The sequence below is a fragment of the Legionella sp. 227 genome (assembly GCF_043161935.1).
In the GTDB taxonomy this organism is placed as follows: Bacteria; Pseudomonadota; Gammaproteobacteria; order Legionellales; family Legionellaceae; genus Legionella; species Legionella sheltonii.
In genome coordinates, this window is sequence record NZ_CP171154.1 from 3,623,311 (window position 1) to 3,648,066 (window position 24,756).

Genomic DNA, 24,756 nt, shown 5'->3' on the forward strand with positions numbered 1-24,756 from the left:
TTTCCAGGTAGTTTATGCAAGGGTAAAATTATCACACAGATAAGAATAAGCAGCAAATTGATTCACCGGTTTAAAAAAGTTTTTTGTCCAAGCATAGAGCGTAAAAAAACACTTAGAGCTGTATGAAGTAAAATGGGGGCTAAGCGATCTACCAGCCCCATTTCTCATCTTTAGGATAATTTATAATGCAATAATTGCACAAACGGCTGCTTTAACACTGATTTAGATGAACCAAAATTAAAACAGCCCTATTTTGCTTTAGTTAAACTTTATACCCCCTTCAATCTCATCTCCATCTAAACCAAGCTTTTTTTCTAGCTTCGCTTTTTCTTGTTCTCTTTCTGGTCGGTGCTCCCCAACTACCTTAAGTATTGACCCTACATATTTTTCCCTTAATTCTCGAGCATGTCCAAGTGGAGCAATCTCCTCAGTAGTAGGGAACCTTTGTTCGTCCTGAATTGAATAGGATGAGACATATTTATCTGATTCCTGAGCAATAATATTTTCCACATGAGTAGCCATTTTTGCATGGGAATTCATAATTTGACCTTCATATCCTTTACCCACAAAATCCACTACTTCATCTTTCTCTACTTCGGGTATGCTCTCCATAATGGCCTCTTTATAAAGAATGTCTTCCTCTTTAATAGGCAGAACGAATTTTTTTGTTGAAAAAGCACTCAATATATCATTACGAAATCCTGGATGTTTCTCTTTATCCCACTCTCCGCCACCAAAAGAACAAGAAATCGCTAATGCTTCATCATTGCCCATACGACTAATAAAAGTATCGGCCAATGCTCCAAGGTGATTTCTGATAATTCCTTTTGACTCCTCCGATAAAGTTCTCTCAACGGGTTTGACCATGTAGAGTTTATTATTAAACGTGGGATCTGTTTTACTAAGAGGGTGATGCTCTAAGTAGCCCATCCAGGGAAACCAGGTTTCACTGCTTCCACTATTAACACCTGATGATTTGTAGAATGGGTAGAGCACCCCTGAGACTCCCTTGACTACTGTAAGATCTCGATCACCTGTCTTATAAACCGTTATCTTATTTCCGCTATTGAATGTATGCATAAGCCCTCCATGGTCTACTCTGTCTATTGTTTAAATTATAGACAACAAGCCAACTCATAGTGAGTAAACAATTAAGAGAATGAATATTTATTTCTTTGAGATAAGCATGAGCTGTTTTGCCTCCAAGCAAACTCATACTCTTAATCTATTAATCTTTGATGTAAGAAAGAATGCCTGATAATGCCACTTTGCATGCAGCCAGGCGTATCTCTTGTCGATTTCCGGTAAGTTGTTTTTTTACTACTTTAGGATTCATGTCTTTAGCGGCCCAACCAAAGCACACGGTTCCCACAGGCTTCTCAAGACTGCCTCCATCTGGGCCAGCAATGCCCGTAACGGATACGGCAACATGTCCCGCGCTGTGTAGTAAAGCACCAGTCGCCATAGCTTGGGCAACAGGCTCACTCACTGCGCCATATTCCTCAATTAATTGCTTAGGAACAGACAACAATTCCTCTTTAGCTAAATTACTGTAGGTAACAAATCCGCGTTCAAACCAAATAGAACTTCCGGGAATTTCTGTAAGATAACTTGCGACAAGTCCGCCAGTACATGATTCAGCCGTAACTAATTGCCAGTTCTTTTTCTTTAAAATGGCGGCAATTTCTTTGATGAGACTATCAAAGGAACTCATGAGTATACCTAAAGGAACCTGGGTTATGGCTTACGCCTTCACCCAGGTTAAAGACTTAGTGTTGCGTTTGATTTTGAGTTCCACCAGCAGGTTGATTTGGAGCTGGTTGAGTTGTTGTAGTAGTATTTTCAGTTCCTGCAGTAGGTTTGTTACCTTGCTGACCACATGCAGTTAAAGCGAGTGCTAAAAAACCAGTAGCTGCAATTAACGCGAAACGATTCATTTCATTCTCCCTATAAATTTAATATTTTTTTAAATCCCTTTAGATTCTAGCAAATAAATTTAAATTCAACCATGACCTATTGATATTTCAATAAAAAAGTCAACAACAGTGACAATATGTATTTCAAAAGTTCAAAAAATTAATAATCCACTCGGCAAATACGGTATCATTACAGGGTTGCTGTAATGATTGTAATCCACGCTCAACTATTTCCATACCAAGTCTGTTTTTACGCAGTTCAATCAAAGCTTGGGAATAGCTTTTACTGAACTCGGGATGACCTTGAACAGTTAATAGGTTGTCACGAATTTGCAGCATATAAAAGGGACAAAAATCACTTGTGGCCAGAACCTCTGCTTCTGAAGGAAGAACTACAACTTGATCCTGATGGCTAACGAGCAGGTTAAGTTGATTAAGGGATGGGGACATCCACGATTTATGTTGTGTCATTTTATTTACGGACATTCCTACCCCCCAGCCCTTAGGCGATTTAATGACTGCCCCCCCTAATGCTTTCGCGATAAGCTGATGGCCAAAACAAATCCCTATGACTTTTTTTCTTGACTCATGAAGACGGCGAACAAATTCTTCAAGCGCAGCAATCCAGAGAAAACCATCGTTGACACCGTGACGACTACCGGTAATCACATAGGCATCTGCAGTATCGATATCGCTTGGTAATTCCTCTTGACGAACATCATAAATTTTAAAGGTTAAATTTGGTTCTGCTTGCTGTAGAAATTTAATATACATCTCTGGGTACGTACCATGAATGGCTATCAACCCTTTTTCTACTTCATCGCATTGTAAGATTCCAATATTCATGATATTCCTCAGGGCGCCTCTGCCAATATAATCGCTTCATCTACAAAGGATGAGGATCTCCATGAATCGCGGCAGTAAGAATGTTTTTGTATTGCAACGCATCAAAAAGAATTGGATTACTTTGCGCTGAGGGATCTTCAGTCGCCATGGTCGCAATACGAGCCACATCACGTGCATCGATGCCAATTTCAACCAGGCTGTGTTCGATGCCTAGTTCACGGCGCAATTGCAGTATCCATTCTAGAAACCCATCAAATCCATTATCAATCTCTAAGTAATACGCTAGGCGCGCTATTTTTTGTTCTATCTCTGAGCGATTGGCTTGCACTACATAAGGCATCAAAATAGCATTTAATCGACCGTGATGCGCATCATATATTGCGCCCAAAGGATGAGCGAGCGCATGCATTGCACCTAACCCACGCTGGAATGCGGTTGCTCCCATCATTGATGCAACAAGCATTTGTGTCCTGGAATTTAAATCATTTCCATTTTGCATTACTCGAGGCAAATGTTCTTTGATTAAACGGATACCTTCAAGAGCAATCCCTTCAGCCATTGGATGATAATTGGGGGCTGAATAGGCCTCCAGGCAATGAGATAATGCATCCATACCTGTTGCTGCCGTAATTTTCGGTGGTAAAGCAACCGTTAATTCTGGATCTAAAATAACGATGGAAGGTAACATTTTTGGATGAAAAATTATCTTTTTTTGTTGGTGTTGTGTATCGGTTATAACCGAAGCACGCCCAACTTCTGAACCAGTGCCGGCTGTGCTTGGCAAGGCAATAACAGGCGCTATACCGGCAACATTGACACCTCGCCAATTATCTCCTATGTCTTCAAAATCCCATAGAGGACGAGTTTGGCCAACCATTAATGCAATTGCTTTCGCAGCATCTAAAGCTGAGCCGCCCCCAAAAGCAATAACCCCATCATGTTGACCACTTCGATAAGCATCTACACCAGCAGCAACATTTTCACCGGTGGGGTTCGCTTTTACATCAGTGAACAAAGCAGCATGTAAACCCGCATCTCGACAATCTGCTAATGCTGTTTCAATCATCGGTAATTTTGCAAGGTTGCTGTCTGTGACTAACAGAGGGGATTTCATGCCCAGAGTACGGCACGCTTCAGTAAGTTCGCGTGCACGTCCCGCCCCTACCCTTATCAAAGTAGGATAATTCCAATTAGCTTTCATTGATAATGCACTCATTTATAGCTCCCTTGCTGGGGTTTGTTTACAATTTTAGTTCTTGGACAAAATGCTGCAAATTGTATAAAAAAACCTAATCGTTTGTTTTTAAATGAAAAGATTTAGGCCTGGTCAATGCCTCATATCCTATAGCAGAAAGTGTACATCCACGCCCAGAGTTTTTGACTCCCGTCCAGGCCAAAGCAGGATCCAGATAATCACAACGATTGATAAAAAATGTTCCAGTCTCAAGCTGTTCACCAATGGCGACTCCCTGGTCGATATCTTGAGTAAAGACAGCTGCCGTTAAACCGTAATCACTGTCATTCATTAACGCAATCGCTTCATCGTCGCTGTCAACGGACATGATACCCACCACAGGTCCAAATGTTTCTTCCGTCATTATCCTCATTTTATGGTTTACTTCCGTTAAAATCTGGGGTGCCATATATGCAGATCCTGGGTGATCCATAACAAACTTTTGACTATCAATATGCGCTACAGCACCTTGTGCCACTGCTTCTCGAATCTGAGCACGAACAAATTCCGCAGCAGAAGGCCTTACGAGTGGTCCTAAAGTAGTCTCCGGATCATCAGGACGTCCAAGTTTATATTGCATCACCAATGCTACCGCTTTATTCACAAATTGCTCATAAACATCTTTGTGAACGTAAATGCGCTCAATACCGCAACACGATTGACCTGAATTAAAGAACGCTCCATCTATCAGCGTTTCTACTGCTTGATCAATATCTGCATCAAAACGAACATACCCCGGATCTTTTCCTCCAAGTTCCAATCCAACACTCAAAAAACGCCCGGCAGTTACACGTTCCACCATCTCACCACCCGCAACAGAACCGGTAAAAGCAACGTGATTGATTGCTGGGTGACGTAAAACCCTTTCTGTGTCTGCATGAGTCAGATGCAAATATTGGAAAACCCCTTCTGGGAGATTTGCTGCTTTAAATGCCTGAGCAAATCGCTCTGCAACCAGCGGCGTTTGCGCTGAATGCTTCAGCAAGACTACATTCCCAGCCATTATGGCTGGGATAATTGCATTCACAGCGGTAAGGTAAGGATAATTCCAGGGCGCTATGACAAAAGCGAGTCCTAGTGGCTCGCGTTTGATGTAACGAATAAAACCTGCTTTTTCAGGCAATCTAATCGGCGAGAGTGCAGCACTTGCGGCAGCAATCATATATCGAGCACGCTCCTCAAAGCCATTAATCTCCCCTGGAGCATAGCGAATTGGCCTTCCCATTTGCCAACAGATTTCCCAGGCGATCTCTTCCTTATTGGCAACTAGAGCATCTACTGCAGCGTGGCAATAATGCTCACGCTCAGTCAGGGAGGTATTAGCCCATTGTTTTTTGGCGCTTGATGCACGTTCCAATGTCAATTGGATCGCATCGTCTTGAGCAAAAGTTCGCTCCACATAAAGTGAATTATCTATAGGTGAATAGGTTTTTAATGTCTCATTCATGATCTGGAAAATCCAAGTTAAATAATTTCAAAATAGCGATCCAATTCCCAATCGGTAATATGACGACGAAACTCACGCTCTTCCCATTCGCGAGAGGCAGCAAAATGCTCAACAAATGCTTCGCCAAATAAGGTATGGGCAGCTCGCGATTCCCTTAGACGAGTAGCAGCTTCCCACAGGGTTCGTGGCAAAGCGAGCTCCGATTGATGCTGTTGCGAATAAGAATTACCTTTAATTTCTGGATAGGGCTCCAGTTCATGCTCAATTCCATACAAACCTGATCCCAAAGCTGCTGCCAAAGCCAAATAAGGATTCGAATCAGCAGAACCTAAACGATACTCAACACGCTGTGACTTATCACTTCCCGGAATAACGCGTAATGCTGTGGTACGATTCTCTACCCCCCATGTCGCATCTGTTGGGGCCCAAAAACCTGGAATGAGTCGAGAAAAGCTATTCACAGTAGGAGAAACCATGGCTAAAAATTCGGGCATGAGTTTTTGTTGTCCTGCCACGAAATGTCTTTGAATTTTACTCATGTTATATTGCATTGTAGGGTCGAAAAAAGCGCTACCCCTATTATTTTTATGACGTAAGGACAGGTGGATGTGTCCACTTTGTCCTGGATAGTGTGGTGACCATTTAGCCATAAAGGTTGCTATTTTATTGTTTCGTTGTGCTAAGACCTTCATGAAGGTCTTAAATAATGCAGCCTTATCGCCGGCTTCTGCAGCTTTATCTACAGCAATCGCTGCTTCTATTACCCCTGGACCTGTTTCAGCATGCAAACCTTCAATAGGAAAATCCATAATCTCACTCATATTGAGGATTTGATGATATAATTCCGAATGAACGGTATTTCGAATCATTGAGTAACCAAAAAAATCAGGGGTCATGGGTTTTAAATCACGAAAACCTTTAGAGCGTATACTTTCAGGCGTTTCATCAAACATGAAGAATTCATATTCCAGGGCTGCATAAGCGTCAAATCCCATCGAATCTGCTTTATTAATAATTCGGCGAAGCAATGCTCGCGGACATAAATTCTCTGCTTCCCCTGAAAATTCCGCCATAAATAACAGTTGATTCTCTTCAAAAACAAGATCTCGGCATGTCTCTGGCAAAATGCGTACTGAAGTGTCGGGATAACCAGTGTGCCACCCGGTATATTTCCCATTATCATAAAGTTTATCTTTGGAATCCCAACCTAAGATTACATCACAAAAAGAAAAACCATTGTCCAGAGCCGAGAAGAATTTATTACGGCTCATATATTTGCCAAGCATCACCCCATCCACATCAAATAAACCAACCTTGACATGAGTGAGATTTCGCTCTTCAATAATTTGTTTTGCGGCCTCAACAGACTTAACATCCTTCGCAGTTAACATAGCATTTTCCTTTGCCATTCCATGATAAGTAATTGATAATATCCCAGATTCTACTCTTGAAGCTAGGGTTATTTATTGAAGTTTGTCACGACAATTATGTAAAAATAATTGCTTCCTTTTGTGTCTCTAGCTCAGGCTTTTTTGGCTTTATAGACTCATTACCCAAATAGAAATTACATTATGGCAAACTAGTTAATTGCCACGTTTCCGCGACCTAATCTTTTTCTTCATTAAGCGGATTTGGCTATCCACATGCTCTTCCTTCTAAAGCCTCTACTCTACCTTGAATGATTTTGCTAAAATCGCCCCACTTTCCACTCAAATAAAAAACCTTCATGACCACTTCCCATACACCAATGATGCAACAGTATTTACGCATAAAATCAGAATACCCTGATATGCTCTTGTTCTATCGTATGGGCGATTTTTATGAATTATTTTTTGATGATGCCAAACGTGCGTCACAATTGTTGGATCTCACTTTGACCCATCGCGGTCAATCTGCTGACAAACCAATTCCTATGGCCGGCGTTCCTTATCATGCAGTGGAGAATTATCTAGCACGATTGATTAAAAAAGGTGAATCAGTAGCAATCTGCGAACAAATAGGGGATCCTGCAACCAGCAAGGGACCTGTTGAACGCCAAGTTACTCGTATTATTACTCCAGGAACAGTGACTGATGAAGCACTTTTAGATGCTAAAAAAGATAATTTATTACTGGCAATCCATCACCAAAAACAAAAAATTGGCCTTGCCTGGGTTGAGCTCAGTAGTGGCCGTTTTCATTTACTGGAATTAACCGAAACGAATCAGCTTAGCGCGGAGCTAACACGGTTGCAGCCTGCTGAATTACTTTTACAAGAAACATCTCCCTTGGAAGAATACTGCCTGAATTTCCCAATTAAAATGAGACCAGGTTGGGAATTTCACATTGATCATGCTAAAAAACTTTTATGTGAGCAATTTGCAGTACATGATCTTAGAGCGTTCGGTGAGCAAGATCATACTAATGCCCTTATTGCCGCGGGTGCTTTATTATCTTATTTACATACGACACAAAAACAAGCTCTTCCCCATTTAACAACAATGACGCTTGAACATACCCATGATTACTTGCAACTGGATGCCTCGACCCAAAAACATCTGGAATTATTTGAAAATATGAGCGGCAGCCATGAAAACAGTTTGTTATCGTTGTTGGATAAAACCGCATGTCCCATGGGCAGTCGTTTACTCAAGCGTTGGTTAGGAAGACCGCTGAAACAACATAACCTAATTAAAGCTCGACAGAATGCCGTACTGGAAATCATGCAATTGCAACAAAGCATGTCACTCCATGAGTTGTTGCGACAAACTTGTGATGTAGAACGGATTGTCTCGCGTATTGCTTTAAAATCAGCTCGTCCACGTGATTTGGTTGCGTTGAGTCATACTTTAGCATTACTTCCAGAATTGAATACCGTACTTACTCATCACCAAAGCGAGCTCATAGTTCAATTAAAAAGACATATTAAACCGTTACCTGTACTCCAGCAAATACTTGCGACAGCGATTATAGAAAATCCTCCCGTATTGATTCGTGATGGCGGGGTGATCGCCCCAGGTTTTGATGAAGAATTGGATGAGCTCAGAATCCTCAGTACGCGTGCCAATGATAAACTTATCCATTTAGAACAAGAAGAAAAACAAAAAACTGGTCTGTCAAGTCTGAAATTTGGCTTCAATAACGTACAGGGATATTACATCGAGCTATCAAAAGGCCAATCAGAAAAAGCACCTCCTCATTACCACAGAAAGCAAACCTTAAAAAATGTGGAGCGATATATCACCCCAGAGTTAAAGCAATTTGAAGAGAAAGTGTTGTCAGCACAAGTTAAGGCTTTGGCGCGGGAAAAATGGCTCTATGAAAATCTATTGATCGAAATCCAGAACCATATACACGAATTAACGCTTTTAGCACAAGCACTGGCCAAATTGGATGTATTAGCAACTCTTGCAGAACGGGCTCAAAGTTTCAATTGGTGTTGCCCTACTCTAGTACCTGAGTCACAAATTTCTATTGAAGCAGGCCGTCATCCAGTAATTGAGCAGTTACTGCAAGAACGCTTCATCGCGAATGACCTACAACTCAAACCATCGCAAAATATATTGCTCATTACCGGGCCCAACATGGGCGGTAAATCAACTTACATGCGACAAACCGCTTTAATTGTGCTATTAGCTCATATTGGCAGTTTCGTACCTGCTAAGTCAGTAACTTTAGGCCCTATCGATAGAATTTTTACCCGTATAGGCGCCAGTGACGATTTAGCCTCCGGTCGTTCAACTTTTATGGTAGAAATGACGGAAACGGCACAAATTTTAAGACAGGCAACTCATGAGAGCCTTGTTTTAATTGATGAAATTGGCCGCGGTACCAGTACCTATGATGGTATGGCTTTGGCTTATGCCAGCTGCGCTTATCTCGCCACGACCATTAAAGCATATACTTTATTTTCCACACATTACTTTGAGTTAACCAATCTTCCCCAACAATGGCCTTGCGTTCGGAATGTTCATTTACAAGCATCCTTGGAATCTGGTCGGATTATCTTTTTATATCGAGTCGAACCAGGACATGCGAATCGAAGTTATGGACTTGAAGTAGCAGAACTTGCTGGGATACCTGCTGAGGTTTTAACAATCGCTCATGCGCACTTAAATCATATTCAAAATCAGAATCCCTCAGCCACTCCAATACACACATCAGTCCAAGTGCAACCCCAATCACCCATTTTACGCGAACTGGCTCAAATTGATCCGGATCGATTAACTGCAAGAGAGGCTCTTGATTTGATATATCGATTCAAGAGTATGGAAACAGTTGATGCCTAGCCTTTATATGTCGAATAAGTGTATATTCTTAAAAATGATTCCTATGCAAATCAAGAGGACATTTTAAGTGAAACGAGTATTGAGACTATCGTGAAAAAACTCATTTATCTGATACTTCTCATTACCTGTTTTGCATTATTTGCTCAAAGCAATGATTCAGTATCAATTACAATTTCTGGAGTTTCTGGAAAAGTCGAAGCCAATGTTGAAAAACGTTTGAATGAATTACAAAAATTAAAACCCCTTGCCCAATTCAGCTTAGATGAGTTACAAGAACATGTCATTCAGGCAATTCAACCTTTTGGTTATTTTAAAGCGGAAGTGAAACTACAAAGACCTGACGCTCATCAGTTGACTGTTATTATTCATGCTGGTCCTCAAGTCATGATTTCGCGACTTAAAATTGAGCTGCTCGGGGAAGGTTCACATAACCGCATGTTGCGGGATGCAATAAAAAATATACCGCTCGCTCCTGGAGCCCCTCTTTTTACCGAACAATACGAGCAAACCAAATTAAAACTGCTTGATACAGCAGAAAACCAAGGTTATATGCGTGCAGGCTTTAAAAAAAGTGAAATTTTAATTGATGAAGAGAACTATACAGCAGAAATCACCCTAATTCTTGACACGGGCCCTCTTTTTTATTTTGGGCAAGTTCAATTTAATCCTACATACATTAATCCAGCCTTATTGCACCGTTTTGTTCCTTTTCACCCTGGACAAGTCTATTCTGGTGATAAAGTACTCCAGTTAAATAATGATTTATCAAATAGCGGATATTTTAGTTCGGTACTTGTAAAGCCACAAATTACCGAAAACCCAACAGTACCTGTACAAATTTATACCGAGCCTGTATCTAAATACTCTTATACTCTTGGTGCGGGTTATGGAACAGATACGGGCGTTCGTGGTCGTGCTGCTTTGCATGTAATACCCGTCAATCGCCAAGGACATAAATTCAATCTCATGGCTCAAGGTTCTTTTGTGCAAAACGCATTACAGGCCCAGTATGTTATTCCTGGGAAAAACCCCATTCAGGATCAATACACACTTACAGGCAATTTTTCAAATTTAAACTACAGTGCGGGATACAGTAATTCGTTTCTTATCTCACTTGCCCAACAACATCGAATAACCAATTATCAACGTACTTTATCTATAAACTCGCTTTACGAAGGATTTCATTACGCACTTCAACAAAATACAAAACAATTTTTACTGTATCCCAAGGCAACTATTACCTGGAGCAAAACTCAAGGTCTCCTCTTCTCACCCTCCGGATATAACATCACCATTAATGGTCTTGCTGCGAATCAAATCCTTTTATCGACTATTAATTTTGCTCAAGCTTCATTAGACATGAAAGCTGCAATGCGAATCGAACCACTCCGCTTACGCCTTTATGGACATGCAATTCAAGGATTTACTGCAATTAATAATATTAACCAGCAGCCTTTATCACTTGCATTACTTTTAGGAGGAACGGATAATTTAAAAGCGTTTAGTTTTAATTCAATAGGTCCAAGTAGAATAATAAGTTACGCTGGTTTTGAAATTCAAAAAGAAACCAAAAAAAATTGGTACTTAATTGCATTTTATGATGCAGGAGCGATTTACAATCCAACTCCTCTAAAAAGTTATTATGATGCAGGCGGTGGTTTAATGTGGGTTTCACCTGTAGGTCCAATTAAAGTAGGATTAGCACAGGCAATTAATGGCCGATGGCAGCGCGATAGCAATAGCCCACGTTTGGTGATCAGCATGGGACCCGACTTATGAAGCGATTCCTGCTAAAAACGCTCCGAATTTTAGTTAAGATCCTTTATGTTAGCTGTTTATTTATTATTTTATTTGCAGGGATAGCCTTATTTTTATTAGAAACAAAGTCAGGTTTAAGATCCCTCATTCAATTCAGCCATTTGTATCTACCAGGCACTATTAAAGTGCAACAAATTGAGGGCAGTTTATTAAATCATTTTGTCTTGAGCGGAATTGAGTATCAAAATAAATCTTCTAAATTAAAAATAGAACAACTAGACGTTCAATGGCAGCCTCATTCTCTGCGAGAAAGCCAATTAATAACTGCTCAATGGCATGGCATGCAATGGTACAAAGCACAAGATAAAGTCATGGCTAGTGAAAAGGGAACAATCACCGCGACTGGCGTCTTACCTAACATGCAAATTAACTTACACTCTAAAGCAAACACTTCCCCCAATGATCATTGGCTGATGGATGCAAATATTCGTGGAAGATTCCCATGGCAATGGACATTCGATGGGAATCTGACGCAACCTGACACGGTATCGAGTCAGCATACTGGCTTATACACCAATTTATCTGCTCAAGGGGAGACCAGCGCTAAAAATCAGGGACACTTACTACTCAAGATACATCCCGGTTTTTACCAAACACCTAATAAGGATACCCTCCCTCGTCTGCAATTTAAGGGGGGCTCTCTAAAAATCATCCTTTCACCTGAACAGCTTAAAGGTACTGGCACTTTGGCCATTGATGACCATAAAAATTTAAAACTGGAATTTAAACTACCTAAATTTGCTCTTGATACTGGCTTAAAAGACAACCAACCCATAAACGGTGAATTATCATTGAATGTAAGCTCATTGGACTTTTTACAAAAAATCAGTCCAGAAATTAATAACTTAAAAGGACAATTGGTTGCCTCATTAAAAATAAGCGGTACTTTGAATAAAAATACTATTGAAAGTCGACTCATACTCAGTAAAACCAGCCTTTCATTGCCTAAAATAGGACTTCATCTTGATGCACTTGAGATGAATGTACACGGTAAACAACGATCCTGGGAAGCAATAGGTTCGGTAGTCTCTGCAGGCCATCATTTATCACTTAGCGGAAAAGGAAATTTAAGTACCCAATTTATGGGGAATTTCACTCTAGAAGGAGAAAATTTTCCATTGGTTCAAACCAGCGAATATAAAATCCATATTTCCCCAAAACTTAATCTGAATATCACACCAACAACCCAAACTCTTTCGGGTACCATTTTGGTTCCTTATGCTGAAATTCAACCTCGCTCATTCCACAACAGTATTTCATTACCCGATGACGTAGTTTATAAGCGTAAAGAGAAAGCATCCCCCTCCTTTACACTAATTAACGGCATGGATATTGATCTTGAAATGGGTAAAGAAGTGGCCATCAATGTTAAAGGATTAAAAGGGAATTTGGATGGAACACTGCATGTAAAACAATCGCAACAGAATTCAATTAATGCATATGGAGAATTATCAGTTAGAAACGGTACTTATAAGGCTTATGGACAAGATTTAGCGATACAACAAGGACAACTCATTTTTACTGGAGGACCGATTTCTACTCCAGAAATTAATGTGCGTGCAGCAAAAAAAATTAGTATTTCTCCCACAACCTTTGCCAGCTCCAGCCAACTTTTAGACTTTAATAGTACGAACCTGCAAAACATTAATTATGGGGAAACCATGACTTTAGGAGTGGAAGTAACAGGTCGGTTAACTCGTCCGAAAATTCAACTATTTTCTGAGCCTGCTGTTCTTTCTCAAGCTGATATTCTTTCCATGCTTGTTCTAAGGCGACCAGCAAATCAGGCCAATAAGGCTGGAGGACAATTGCTGCTCGCAGCGATATCGTCGATGAACTTGGGAAGTAATACCAACAGCCTCCAACTTTTAGAGCAACTCAAACAAACTGCAGGTATTGATTTTAATGTGCAAACCAATACGAATTACAATCAAATCACGAACACCTCAAGTGACACAACTTCATTGGTGGTTGGTAAATCGCTCTCAAAACGCCTTTATTTAAGCTATAACATTGGTCTCTCACAAACAGATACCAATATGTTGACCCTCAGATATTTACTCAACAGATTTTTTAGTATTCAAATAAGCAACAGTGATACCAGTAGCGCCATTGATTTTTTGTATACCTCAAATAAGAAAATTAAAAAAAGGAAATACTAAATTGGTTATCATCTGCCTCATCTCTTGAAGTAATCAAGCGATCCGAGCGTAGCGAGGGTTCTCCCATCATAACACCCCTGCTTCGCACGGAGATCCCTTTATCGGGATGGGGAAATTTCGCAACTCGAATTCCATGCATTTTCACTCACGCTACATGAGTTATGTTAAAATACCTCCACTTTTATTTTGGCTCTTCACTACGAGCCTTACAAAAATGAACAAATAACAGGATCAATTCCATGACCGATTACACCATTCCCTTAAGATTGACTCGTTTAAGAAGCAATGCGATGTCTCGTGCTTTAGTTAAAGAAACACGGTTGCATCCTCAGCAATTTATCGCTCCTTTATTTATTAGCGAACTCATTCATGAGCCTCAAGAAATAAGTGCTATGCCTGGTCAATTTCAATTAAGCCTCGATTGCCTTCCTCAGGAAATTGAATTACTTAGTTCTTTAGGTATTCCTGCAGTCCTGCTATTTGGTATTCCTAAACATAAAGATGCATACGGCAGTGAATCATTCAATGATGAAGGCATCATTCAAAAAGCGATAAAAAAAATTCGCACTGTGAATAAAGACATCTTAATTATTACTGATCTTTGTTTTTGTGAGTACACAGATCATGGACATTGTGGTGTACTCAATGGCGAATGTATTGATACCGATAAGACATTAACTTTTCTTGCAAAACAAGCTGTAAGTCATGCAAAAGCTGGTGCTGATTGGGTCGCGCCTAGCGGAATGACGGATGGGATGGTCCATGCGATTCGTAATGCATTAGATGCCCAAGGATATCAGCATATCCCTATATTAAGTTACAGTGCGAAATATTGCTCTTGCCTGTATGGACCTTTTAGAGAGGCCGCACAGGGAGCACCCAAATTTGGCAATCGCAAGAGCTATCAAATGGATCCCGCCAATGGTGCTGAAGCTTTAAGAGAAACCGCATTAGACCTGGAGGAAGGTGCTGATATGATGATGGTTAAACCGGCCGGATTTTACCTGGATGTTATCGCAAGACTCAAGCAACATTTCCCTGAGGTGCCCCTTTGTGCTTATCAGGTAAGTGGTGAATATTCAATGATTAAAATAGCCGCCCAAAACCAACTCATCAATGAAGAACACGCCATCATAGAGAGCTTAACTGCGATAAAGCGTGCTGGGGCGGATTTTATTATTTCTTACTTTGCTAAAGATATCGCACGTTTAATATCTCAGAATAAATTTTCCTAAAAAACTTAAGTCTTAGTAAGCTATTAAATGGCCTAAGACTGATGGTGATAGACACTAAGATATTTTGCGATATACTCTTGGTGCGTTTTACGATGTAGAAAAGTCGATTGGTTTAGAACATTAAGTTTGCTTTAGAGATTGAAAAGGACAACACGAACCAATCATTTATAATTAAACGGAGAAAAAGATATAATGAATTTATTATTTAAAGGTTTTTCAGCAATTGCTTTAAGTTTAAGTGCTGTCACAGCTTTTGCAAGTCCAGCTTATCTAGTCACTCACAATAATACCCCAGAAGAATCAAATGCTTATATAGCAGGCGTTCCTTCTGCGTACCCAACTGCTGGCAATTCAACACAAAAAGTTTATTGGAATCTCGTAAAATTAGCCTGCTATGGACATACAACTGGCAAACAATGTACAGCAGTAATTAAAATGGCTACTAATACTTCTAATCCAGTAGAAGTAGGTGAGGTTCATATGGATCTTGATTCTGGTGATATTACTCCAAAATATTTATCAAAGAATGGATATACGCTGACCGTAAATGGACCTGGTGAAGCGACTATAAACAAAGGATAAATTTCCATATACTCTAGGGGGCGGAGCTCGCCTCCATCTCGGTATTCACCTATCGATAAATCATAAAATTAAGTAACAAATAGCAAAACGGCCCTGCCCCCAAGATACATTAGAAATTCCTCACCGCCTCGACATCCTGAGGATTTTACAACAAAGGATCTCTTGATTTAATATCAATAACGCTGGTAGCACATTGCCTCCTCTACCCATGGAATGATGTTTATGCGTAATAGGCTGATAACTGGACACATTAATTCATAAAATAAAAAAGCCACATAAAGTGGCTTTTTACTATTCAGAATGTCTGAACTATTTATTTTGTTGGTGCTTCAGGCACTTTATCAATAACCCATGTCAATTGAGCACCCACTAGATCAGCAGCAAAATGACCGCCATCAATATCTACATTGTATACAGAGGTTGTTGAAAGAGCCTGGGAGGAATCAACATCTGGTCTAGACCCAGCAAACAAATGAGTATAGCCTACGTCAACACCAACATTGGGTCGCCATTGATAATGAGCACCAACAGCAATAGCCCAACGATCCACGTCAGGTAAGCGAATATTTCTAAACGTATCATTTGTAGGGGTCTGATCATAACCACCACCCAAACGAAGCATTAATTTTGGGTTTACCCAATAATTGGCACCCAAAGCAACACGCCAAGAATCATGGTAATCTTGGATTACATTACTATCAATATTTGCTTGAGTCACATTAAAAAATGGTGGTGCTCCAATATTGGGTACCGCAACATTATTTAATTGGATGTTTTTAAACACACCCCAGCCGGTATAGACAACCGAACCTAATAAGGCCAATTTGTCATTGATGTCTTGATAAGCACTTAATGTAACCACATCTGGGAATTCTTGTGGGTTACTAAATAAGTCATCATTTGTACGGGATGCTGAAGGAGGCAATATTGGAAAAACCAATTCAAAATTATTATTAGCCAATATTCCGGATAAGCGACTATGTCCATAGAAAACATGGCGCACTCTGGATTGATAATTAAGACCTATGCGAGTGTGGTTGTCATTAAACATTCCCATCGCACCGACATGGAATCCAACGCCCCAAGATGAAGCTTTGTTATAACTTAAAGAATCAACCTTAGCGGGATCTTCTTGCAGAAGCAAGAAAAGAGTCGGCGCACCAATCATTTGATTAAACTTTGCACGCGCCCATTGCAGATCCAGACCAGCTCCCAATGCAAAATGCTCAGTCAGTCGAGTTCCCAATTCTGGCGAAATATTAGTCGTTAAAATTTCGGTATAAGTCGCGGAATAGCGTACTGGGGAATCAGGAGCCCAATCAGTAGCTAATCCAAATGGAGCAGTAACACTTAAACCAAAAGTAGTACGCTCACCTAATGGCAAAGCATAATGGAATGAAGGAACAAACGCATCATAACTGCCATCAACTCCTTCGAAATTTTGTACGTATTGAACGACAGGAGGGAAAGGTGGAGGAAGACCAGTTGAAGTAGTAAATGTACTTGAGCCATCCATTTTCAGGGTGGGAAATATGCCAATACCACCGAAAACCACTTGCTGCTCACGAAGCAAAGCTAAACCGGCAGGGTTATACCAGCCTGTTGATGCGTCGGCTGCTTCAGCTGCAGAACCTGCGGCATAGTTACCAACTGCATATCCAGCGCTTTCTCCGTATAAAGAGAATCCAGCTGCATGAGCGCCACCAGCAGCAGCTAGAACACTAATAACAGCTGCATTAACTAGTGTCCTTAAAGGTTTGTGCATATTTTTCACTCCTTATTACTCCTTAATAACATACTTCAAAATTCGAATAAAATACGTCCGCTAAAAAGCGAGTGTACCCTGTTTTCAAATCATTAAAAACACCTTCAAAATACTTTTTTCTTATTTAGATTCAACAGCTAATGAATATTAATCCATAATGAAGCAATTAACTCCATCATGGTTAATTAATGAGTAATATTGCCATTGAATTTTTAATTCGTGTTCTGGAGACTTGTGCTGCTCCTCCCCTCCATGGTAATGTGTATTAATTTTGTGCGGAAATGAATCATGCAACAAATAGTAACCAAATTTGGTGGTACCAGCGTTTCAACTCGTAACACATGGAATAATATCGCCTCCATTACTAAGAAACATATAAATTCTGGGGTACAACCTGTTATTGTTTGCTCCGCGCTGACGCAAGTTTCCAATAAACTTGAAAAAGCCATTGAGGCTGCTTTAATCAATGAACATCAGAGCATTTTGACTGAGATTCGTAATGGTCATCTCAATCTTGCGGAACAACTTGAGGTAGATCCTGAGTTAATTGCTAAAGATCTGCTTCAATTAGAACAATGGCTCACTGGTATTGCCTTATTGAAACAAGCTCCTGCCAAAACTCATGCGGAAATTTTAAGTATGGGCGAACTCATGATGACTCGCCTAGGCCATGCTTTTCTCGAAAGAGAAGGAATCCATTGTACATGGTATGATGCTCGTGAACTCTTAACCAGTATTCCATTTCCTGATGGAGGGCCAGCGAATTATCTATCCGCTCGTTGTGAGAGTGAGTATGATCCTGAATTAGTTGAAAAATTTATCTCCTGTGGCGCTCAAGCCATTATTACTCAAGGTTTTTTTGCTGCAAATCCACAAGGTGAAACCGTTTTGCTAGGCAGAGGAGGCTCGGATACTTCAGCTGCTCTGCTCGCAGGGAAACTTCAAGCTGCATCGTGTGAAATTTGGACGGATGTTCCTGGAATATATACAGCCAATCCGCACCAACTGCCACAAGCCCGGTTATTGAAGAAATTAAACTACGATGAGGCGCAGGAAATTGCAACTATGGGTGCCAAAGTATTACACCCCAATTGCATACCTCCTGTTCGTCGAGCCAATATTCCAATGTCAGTCAAATTTACACAAATGCCGGAACATTCAGGAACGCTCATCACTAAAGATATTGATGAAACGGCCCCACTCATTAAATCCATTCAGATAAAAAACAGTATCCTATTGATCTCTATTGATACATTACACATGTGGCAACAAGTGGGTTTTTTATCTGATGTATTTACTGCTTTTAAACATCATGGTTTCTCAGTAGACTTACTCTCGTCTTCTGAGTTTAACGTGACATTATCTCTCGATATCAACAGTAAGATACATGATCGACCGGCAATTAATGCTTTATTAGCAGAATTAAATCAATTCGGTCGAGCGAAACTCATTGAACCCTGTAGTGCAGTAAGTCTCGTTGGTCATCACATCAGAACGGTACTGCCACAACTTGGCCCAGCTTTAGAAGTGTTTGAAGCCAAACAAGTCTATTTAATGTCGCTTGCATCCAATGATTTGAACCTCACGTTTGTTGTTGATGAATCACAAGCAAATCAATTATGCCAAAAGCTGCATCATTTGCTCATAGAAAATAACCCTCAAATTTTTTATTACTCAAAAAGCTGGCATGAAGAATTTGGTAAACCTACTGTGCGTAGTATTCCGTGGTGGGAAAAAGAGCGCGATCGTTTATTAACTATTGCCTCACTCAATTCACCTTGCTATGTTTATCATAGCGAAACCCAAGCTGCCCGAGCCAAGCAACTACTGGCTTTAAAATCGATTGATACGCTGTTTTACGCGATAAAAGCCAATCCTCATCCCTCGATTTTAAAAACTATGGAAAAAGAAGGCATCGGTTTTGAATGTGTTTCTATTCAAGAACTGGATAGAGTATTGGAACTTTTCCCTAAGATAGACCGAAAGCGTATTCTATTTACACCAAATTTTGCACCAAAAACTGAGTATGAGTATGCGCTCAATATAGGTTGTTATGTCACCATTGATAGCTTGTATCCTTTAGAGCACTGGCCAGATCTCTTTAAAAACCGTGAAGTCATTATTCGTATCGATCCAGGTACTGGAGCTGGCCATCACAAGCACGTTTCAACAGGAGGCAATGAGTCAAAATTTGGTATTACACAAAATGATATTGAGCAAGTTGTCGCATTAACCAAAAAACATAATATCCAAGTGGTGGGATTGCATGCTCATTCAGGAAGCGGCATTCTAACCCCAGAATTGTGGCAACAAACAGCTTTAATGCTCGCGTCTTTAACGGAACAATTCCCACACGTTCAATCGATTAATCTAGGTGGAGGATTGGGCGTAGTGGAAAAACCAGGGCAACAACCATTGGATTTTACAAGTTTAGATGCCCTGTTAATGGCAGTAAAAACACGTTATCCACAAATTAAAATTTGGCTTGAGCCCGGACGATTTTTTGTGGCAGAAAGTGGTGTTATTCTTGCCAAAGTAACTCAATGTAAAGAAAAAGGTAAGGTAAAATTTGTTGGCATCGAAACAGGGATGAACTCCCTAATTCGTCCCTCTTTATACGGTGCTTACCATGAGATTGTTAACTTAAGCAGATTGTATGAAGAAAAAGCCGGATTTTCCCATATAGTTGGTCCAATTTGTGAATCAGGTGACACCCTGGGCTATGACCGATTATTGCCCGTGACAGAGGAAGGTGATGTATTATTAATCGCCAACGCAGGAGCTTATGGCCGGTGCATGAGTTCACATTACAATTTGCGCCCACCAGCACAAGAAATCGTTATTGAATAAGTCTTCCTTCTCCCCATATAGCTTATGGCCTTGGCTCAACGACGATTGTGATTCAGTGATGTTGGGCCAAGGCCTAAGTTACATGGGGATAAGGTGCCTGCCAAGACGAGTGAAGACATCTTACATTCTCAAAAAATAAACATACAGGGATTAAAACAATGTTAGTCGACAGTGATCAACGAAGCCAAGCTACGGATCCTTCCTTATCATTTATCGTACAAGCTCCTGCAGGCTCAGGCAAAACTGAAATTCTCACCCAACGTTATTTGAGACTGTTAAGCACAGTCACTGCCCCAGAACAAATTATCGCACTAACTTTCACGCGTAAAGCAGCAAGCGAAATGCGCGAACGTATTGTGCATGCCTTACAGCAAGCAGCAAATAAAAAAAAAGCCGATACACCCCATCAACAAAAGACACTTGCTTTCGCTGGAGAAGCGCTTCAACGAGATGCACATTTTCAATGGAATTTATTGCAACAGCCGAATCGATTGAGAGTGATTACGATTGACTCCTTATGCCAAAGCATCAATCAAGCAATTCCTCTTTTGGAAAAACAAATTGCTTATTCACAAATTACGGAAAAAGTAGAGAATCATTATTTAAATGCAGGACGACGCTGTATTCAATTTGCTCTGACAACACCAGAATACCAAAAAGCAATAAAAACGCTCTTGTTGCATGTGGATAACCGTCAAGATCGACTGCTAGAACTCTTTACCACACTCCTATCTCAAAGGGATCAATGGTTAGCCCCTTTATTTCAAGCGCGCACTCAAGAAAAATCGACTTTTGAACGAGCACTCCAACTTATAGAGCAACACGAGTTAAAGCGATTCAAACAAAGTCTCCCCCCACATCTATGTGAGGAATTGACTCGATCTGCACGTGAATTAGCGATTATAGAAAACAACCCGAGTTCGCCACGTTACCGTCTCAAAGATTGGTATGATTTTCAACAGACAAATCAAGAAACTGCAACCGCCTTAAGTAAATTATTGCTTACTGGTGATGGCAATTTACGTAAAAGTTTTGATCATCATGTTGGCTTGCTTAGTTCCTCCTGCCCTGCTGATGAATACAAGAGACTTAAAAATGCAAGCAAAGAATTACTCACTGATTTAAATGAGTACCCTGATTTCCTGGAAGCGTTAATCCAAGTCAGTAACTTACCTGCACCAGAATATGATCCTGAGCAATGGGAAGTTCTGCAAGCCCTGTTTGTGTTGCTCCCTATCCTTGTAGGTCATTTGCACGTTTTATTTAGCGAACACAATGAAATTGACTTTACTGCCATAGCTCAGCAAGCATTAAATGCCTTAGGTAATGAAGAAAATCCAACTGATTTAGCTTTGTATTTAGATCATACTCTTCAACATATTCTGGTTGATGAGTTTCAGGATACTTCGATTACCCAATTTGAACTTTTAACTAAACTAGTTTTGGGATGGGAAGAAGGCGATGGAAGAACCCTTTTTATTGTGGGCGATCCCATGCAATCCATCTACCGTTTTCGGCAAGCGGAAGTAGGCTTATTCTTTCGTGCTAAAGAACAAGGTATAGGTCCTGTTACACTTCAGTCTCTAGAGTTAAGCTGTAATTTTCGCTCTACACAAACCATTGTTAATTGGGTAAATAATCAGTTCACCCATATTTTCCCTAAGCAAGTCGATATAGAATCTGGGGCCGTTTCATTTCATCCTAGTGTCAATGTCATTCAAAATAAAGAATGCAGCATGGTACAAGCCCTGCAATTTAAAAATCGAAAACAGGAAGCAAAAAAACTCATAGAAATCATCCAACAGGAGCTGCAAACTGATCCTGAGCAAACTATGGCGATTCTTGTGCGCTCAAGAACCCAACTTAGCGAAATCATTCGTCTCTTACGCCAACATCAAATCCGCTATCAAGGCACTGATATTACTTTATTGGCCAATCTAGGCCACTTACGTGATGTTTGGTCACTAACTCAAGCTTTATTGACACCCGCCAATCGCCTCTCCTGGCTCGCTGTCCTGCGTAGTCCTTATTGTGGGTTGTCTTTAAGTGATATTCATGCCATAGCCCAGTTCAATAAGAAAAAATCGATTTACTTCGCTTTATTACATTTAGACAAGATCTCAGGCCTCAGTGAAGAAGGCAGGATTCGCGCGAGTTATTTGATACGTGTCATGCACAAATCACTCAGCCAAAGATATGAAACCCAACTCTCAGCCTGGGTGATCAGAACCTTAAAAGAATTACATATTGAACATATTCTAAATGCCAATCAACTCAATGACCTGGAACAATTCTGGACCTTGCTTGATCGTTATCAACAAGACGGTCGCTTATCGGATATGAATGAATTTCTCGCAGAACTTAATAAACTCTATTCACAACAAGCAAATCCTTCTCGGTTACACGTGATGACGATTCATAAATCTAAAGGATTGGAGTTTGATACTGTATTTCTACCTGGTTTGGGAGCACAACCCAATCGTGGTGATAATCCAATGTTACGTTGGCTCAATTTACCTACTCAGAAACATGGTAATTTGTTGCTGATGTCCCCTATCCACGCGGCACATCAAGACCATTGTGCTTTATATGATTACTTAAGTCAGTTAGATGAAGTAAAAAGTCGTTATGAAGCACAACGATTACTGTATGTTGCTGTAACACGAGCAAAGTCGCGTTTGTATTTAACGGATCACTCAGAAAAGTCTTCTAAAACTTCATTTCGAAATCTTCTGAAAAATATAGAGTTTATTGCAGAAGAGCCTTTATCCAGTATTGAAGAATCAAACCAGCTTTTACCGAAAATCGGACGCTTACCCCTCGTTTATTATCAAAATAAAACTTCTGAAACCCTTGAAATGCTCACCCATGCCAAGACAACATCTTCCTCTTTATCAACGACTACTCCTCGACTCATCGGTATAGTAACGCACCAATTATTGCAATGGATATGTGATAATCATCCTAAAACCCTAACCGAAATCCCCTGGAGTTTAGCCCGTTATGAATTACGGAAGCTAGGCTTCGATGAATCAATGCAACATGAGGCCCTGCTCAATATGCAAGAACAAATCACCCGAATGTTTAAGGATCAAATAGGGTTGTGGATTATTAGCAAACATCATCAAGAACAAAACGAATACGAATTATTGGTAGAACAGCAAAATAGACCGATTACCCGGATTATTGATCGTACTTTTGAGGATCAAGGAAAACGCTGGATTATCGACTTCAAAACAGGAAAAGAGGATGAAACATCCTTGAGAAAACACCGAGATCAATTGAATGAGTACGGTTCTTATATATCAAAACAAACACCTTTACCCATCTATTGCGGGATTTATTATCTCCTGAGCAATCATTGGACTAATTGGCAATACGAGCCCTCCGAAATGCTCATCACATAGAATCTTTTCTCCTAGGGTCTATTTACAATTCGCTAGATTGAGCCATTTTGGCCAAGATAGTAGAATTGTAAACAGACCCACCTCTGCGCTATCATTCCTCTTTTCCATTCAAGGTTAAGCCATGACCACTGAAAATACTGTAATTCACTTACTAAATACTCTAAAAGATCCGTTTCTCGGCCTCACAGGTAAGGAAATGAACTTACAATTTAGCCTTGAAATGGCTGACAATCAGTTGCTCGTCACTCTTACCGCAGGCTTTCCTTGTAATTTGCTTGAAGAAAATTACAAACCCCTGTTTCTCGCAGCCTTACAATCAGCATTTCCTAATCAAGAGATAGTAATTCATGTCAATCAATGGATTAAACCTCACAAAACACAACTCGTAGGCAAAGGTTTACGTGGAGTAAAAAATACTATTGCTGTAGCGTCCGGAAAAGGAGGAGTCGGGAAATCTACTATAACCGTTAACTTAGCAACTGCATTAGCTCGATTAGGTGCGCGGGTAGGCATTTTAGATGCAGACATCTATGGCCCTAGTATGCCTTTAATGCTCGGCGAAACAGAACCGGTGCAAGTGAGTGGCGAACATTATCTTCCTGCAAAAGCCCATGGAATAGAAAGCATGTCTATTGGCTATCTAACAGACAGTGACCAAGCGATAATCTGGCGAGGTCCGATGCTTGCCAAATCCCTAATCCAAATGCTGGATATTACCCTTTGGGATAATTTGGATTATTTATTGATTGATTTACCCCCTGGTACGGGTGATATCCAACTGACTTTAGTACAAAAAATTCCATTGACTGCAGCGATAGTAGTGACTACCCCACAAAACGTAGCAACACTTGATGCACAAAAAGCAATACATATGTTTTCTAAAACAGGAATTGATGTTCTTGGTATCATAGAAAATATGTCCACTCATATCTGCAGCCAATGCGGACATCAAGAATCAATTTTTGGTGCAGGTGGTGCAGAAACACTTTGTACTGCGCACCATACGACATTACTAGGACAACTTCCCTTAGATGGACGCATTAGAGAAAACTGTGATGAAGGCACTCCCACTGCAACTAAAGCCCGTGATGAGTTAACGGATACATTAATTAAAACAGCAATGAAGAGCGCGATTGAATTGGCCAAAAAACCAGTTAATTATGCAGACAAGTTTCCTAAAATTGTTGTTGAGTGAATTCTTCCAGAGGGGGTATACTTGCTCAACTA

Annotated in this window: 16 protein-coding genes; 8 read left to right on the forward strand and 8 right to left on the reverse strand. The window is 40.4% G+C overall.

The window, feature by feature from the left end:
* Positions 1-258: 258 nt before the first annotated feature.
* From ACF8MK_RS15795 to ACF8MK_RS15825, 7 genes are all read right to left on the reverse strand, one after another.
* Positions 259-1,080, reverse strand: a complete 822-nt coding sequence (locus ACF8MK_RS15795) for a hypothetical protein (protein ID WP_392537456.1) — start codon at positions 1,078-1,080, stop codon at positions 259-261.
* Between the two features lie 148 nt (positions 1,081-1,228).
* Positions 1,229-1,714, reverse strand: a complete 486-nt coding sequence (locus tag ACF8MK_RS15800) for a CinA family protein (RefSeq protein WP_392537457.1) — start codon at positions 1,712-1,714, stop codon at positions 1,229-1,231.
* A 55-nt stretch (positions 1,715-1,769) separates the two neighbouring features.
* Positions 1,770-1,937 (reverse strand): hypothetical protein, encoded by a 168-nt coding sequence (locus ACF8MK_RS15805; protein WP_265702454.1) that lies wholly within the window; start codon positions 1,935-1,937, stop codon positions 1,770-1,772.
* A gap of 123 nt (positions 1,938-2,060) precedes the next feature.
* On the reverse strand, positions 2,061-2,762 hold the full coding sequence (locus ACF8MK_RS15810) for a GMP synthase (RefSeq protein WP_392537458.1): 702 nt from the start codon (positions 2,760-2,762) through the stop codon (positions 2,061-2,063).
* Between the two features lie 40 nt (positions 2,763-2,802).
* Positions 2,803-3,978 carry an iron-containing alcohol dehydrogenase gene (locus ACF8MK_RS15815; RefSeq protein WP_392537459.1) on the reverse strand — a complete coding sequence of 392 codons (1,176 nt, stop codon included), beginning with the start codon at positions 3,976-3,978 and terminating at the stop codon, positions 2,803-2,805.
* Between the two features lie 73 nt (positions 3,979-4,051).
* Positions 4,052-5,443: an aldehyde dehydrogenase family protein gene (locus ACF8MK_RS15820; RefSeq protein ID WP_392537460.1), complete on the reverse strand. Its 1,392-nt coding sequence runs from the start codon at positions 5,441-5,443 to the stop codon at positions 4,052-4,054.
* Positions 5,444-5,460: 17 nt separating this feature from the next.
* A complete protein-coding gene (locus ACF8MK_RS15825; protein WP_392537461.1) occupies positions 5,461-6,834 on the reverse strand; it encodes a glutamine synthetase family protein in 1,374 nt (457 codons plus the stop codon).
* A 335-nt stretch (positions 6,835-7,169) separates the two neighbouring features.
* On the opposite strand from ACF8MK_RS15825, the gene mutS reads away from it, so the two are divergent.
* From mutS to ACF8MK_RS15850, 5 genes are all read left to right on the forward strand, one after another.
* Positions 7,170-9,710, forward strand: a complete 2,541-nt coding sequence (mutS, locus tag ACF8MK_RS15830) for a DNA mismatch repair protein MutS (RefSeq protein WP_392537462.1) — start codon at positions 7,170-7,172, stop codon at positions 9,708-9,710.
* A 90-nt stretch (positions 9,711-9,800) separates the two neighbouring features.
* Positions 9,801-11,489: an autotransporter assembly complex family protein gene (locus tag ACF8MK_RS15835; RefSeq protein WP_392537463.1), complete on the forward strand. Its 1,689-nt coding sequence runs from the start codon at positions 9,801-9,803 to the stop codon at positions 11,487-11,489.
* Positions 11,486-13,690: a translocation/assembly module TamB domain-containing protein gene (locus ACF8MK_RS15840; RefSeq protein ID WP_392537464.1), complete on the forward strand. Its 2,205-nt coding sequence runs from the start codon at positions 11,486-11,488 to the stop codon at positions 13,688-13,690. Before ACF8MK_RS15835 ends, ACF8MK_RS15840 begins: the two co-directional genes overlap by 4 nt.
* Positions 13,691-13,929: 239 nt before the next feature.
* Positions 13,930-14,925, forward strand: coding sequence for a porphobilinogen synthase (gene hemB / locus ACF8MK_RS15845; protein WP_265702465.1), 996 nt, complete (start codon positions 13,930-13,932; stop codon positions 14,923-14,925).
* A 192-nt stretch (positions 14,926-15,117) separates the two neighbouring features.
* Complete coding sequence (locus ACF8MK_RS15850; RefSeq protein ID WP_028381973.1) at positions 15,118-15,507, forward strand: hypothetical protein; 390 nt, start codon at positions 15,118-15,120, stop codon at positions 15,505-15,507.
* A 313-nt stretch (positions 15,508-15,820) separates the two neighbouring features.
* Here ACF8MK_RS15850 and ACF8MK_RS15855 read toward each other — a convergent pair whose 3' ends face one another.
* Entirely contained in the window at positions 15,821-17,281 is a 1,461-nt protein-coding gene (locus ACF8MK_RS15855) for an OmpP1/FadL family transporter (protein WP_392537465.1), read from the reverse strand.
* 279 nt (positions 17,282-17,560) lie between these two features.
* Here ACF8MK_RS15855 and ACF8MK_RS15860 point away from each other — a divergent pair, with 279 nt between their 5' ends.
* The 3 genes from ACF8MK_RS15860 (at position 17,561) to apbC (ending at position 24,724) form a co-directional block, all read left to right on the forward strand.
* Positions 17,561-20,122 carry a bifunctional aspartate kinase/diaminopimelate decarboxylase gene (locus ACF8MK_RS15860; RefSeq protein WP_392537466.1) on the forward strand — a complete coding sequence of 854 codons (2,562 nt, stop codon included), beginning with the start codon at positions 17,561-17,563 and terminating at the stop codon, positions 20,120-20,122.
* Between the two features lie 158 nt (positions 20,123-20,280).
* Positions 20,281-23,529, forward strand: coding sequence for a UvrD-helicase domain-containing protein (locus ACF8MK_RS15865; RefSeq protein ID WP_392537467.1), 3,249 nt, complete (start codon positions 20,281-20,283; stop codon positions 23,527-23,529).
* 121 nt (positions 23,530-23,650) lie between these two features.
* The gene (gene apbC, locus ACF8MK_RS15870) at positions 23,651-24,724 is read left to right on the forward strand and encodes an iron-sulfur cluster carrier protein ApbC (RefSeq protein ID WP_392537468.1); all 1,074 of its coding nucleotides are present in this window, start codon (positions 23,651-23,653) and stop codon (positions 24,722-24,724) included.
* Positions 24,725-24,756: the final 32 nt, after the last annotated feature.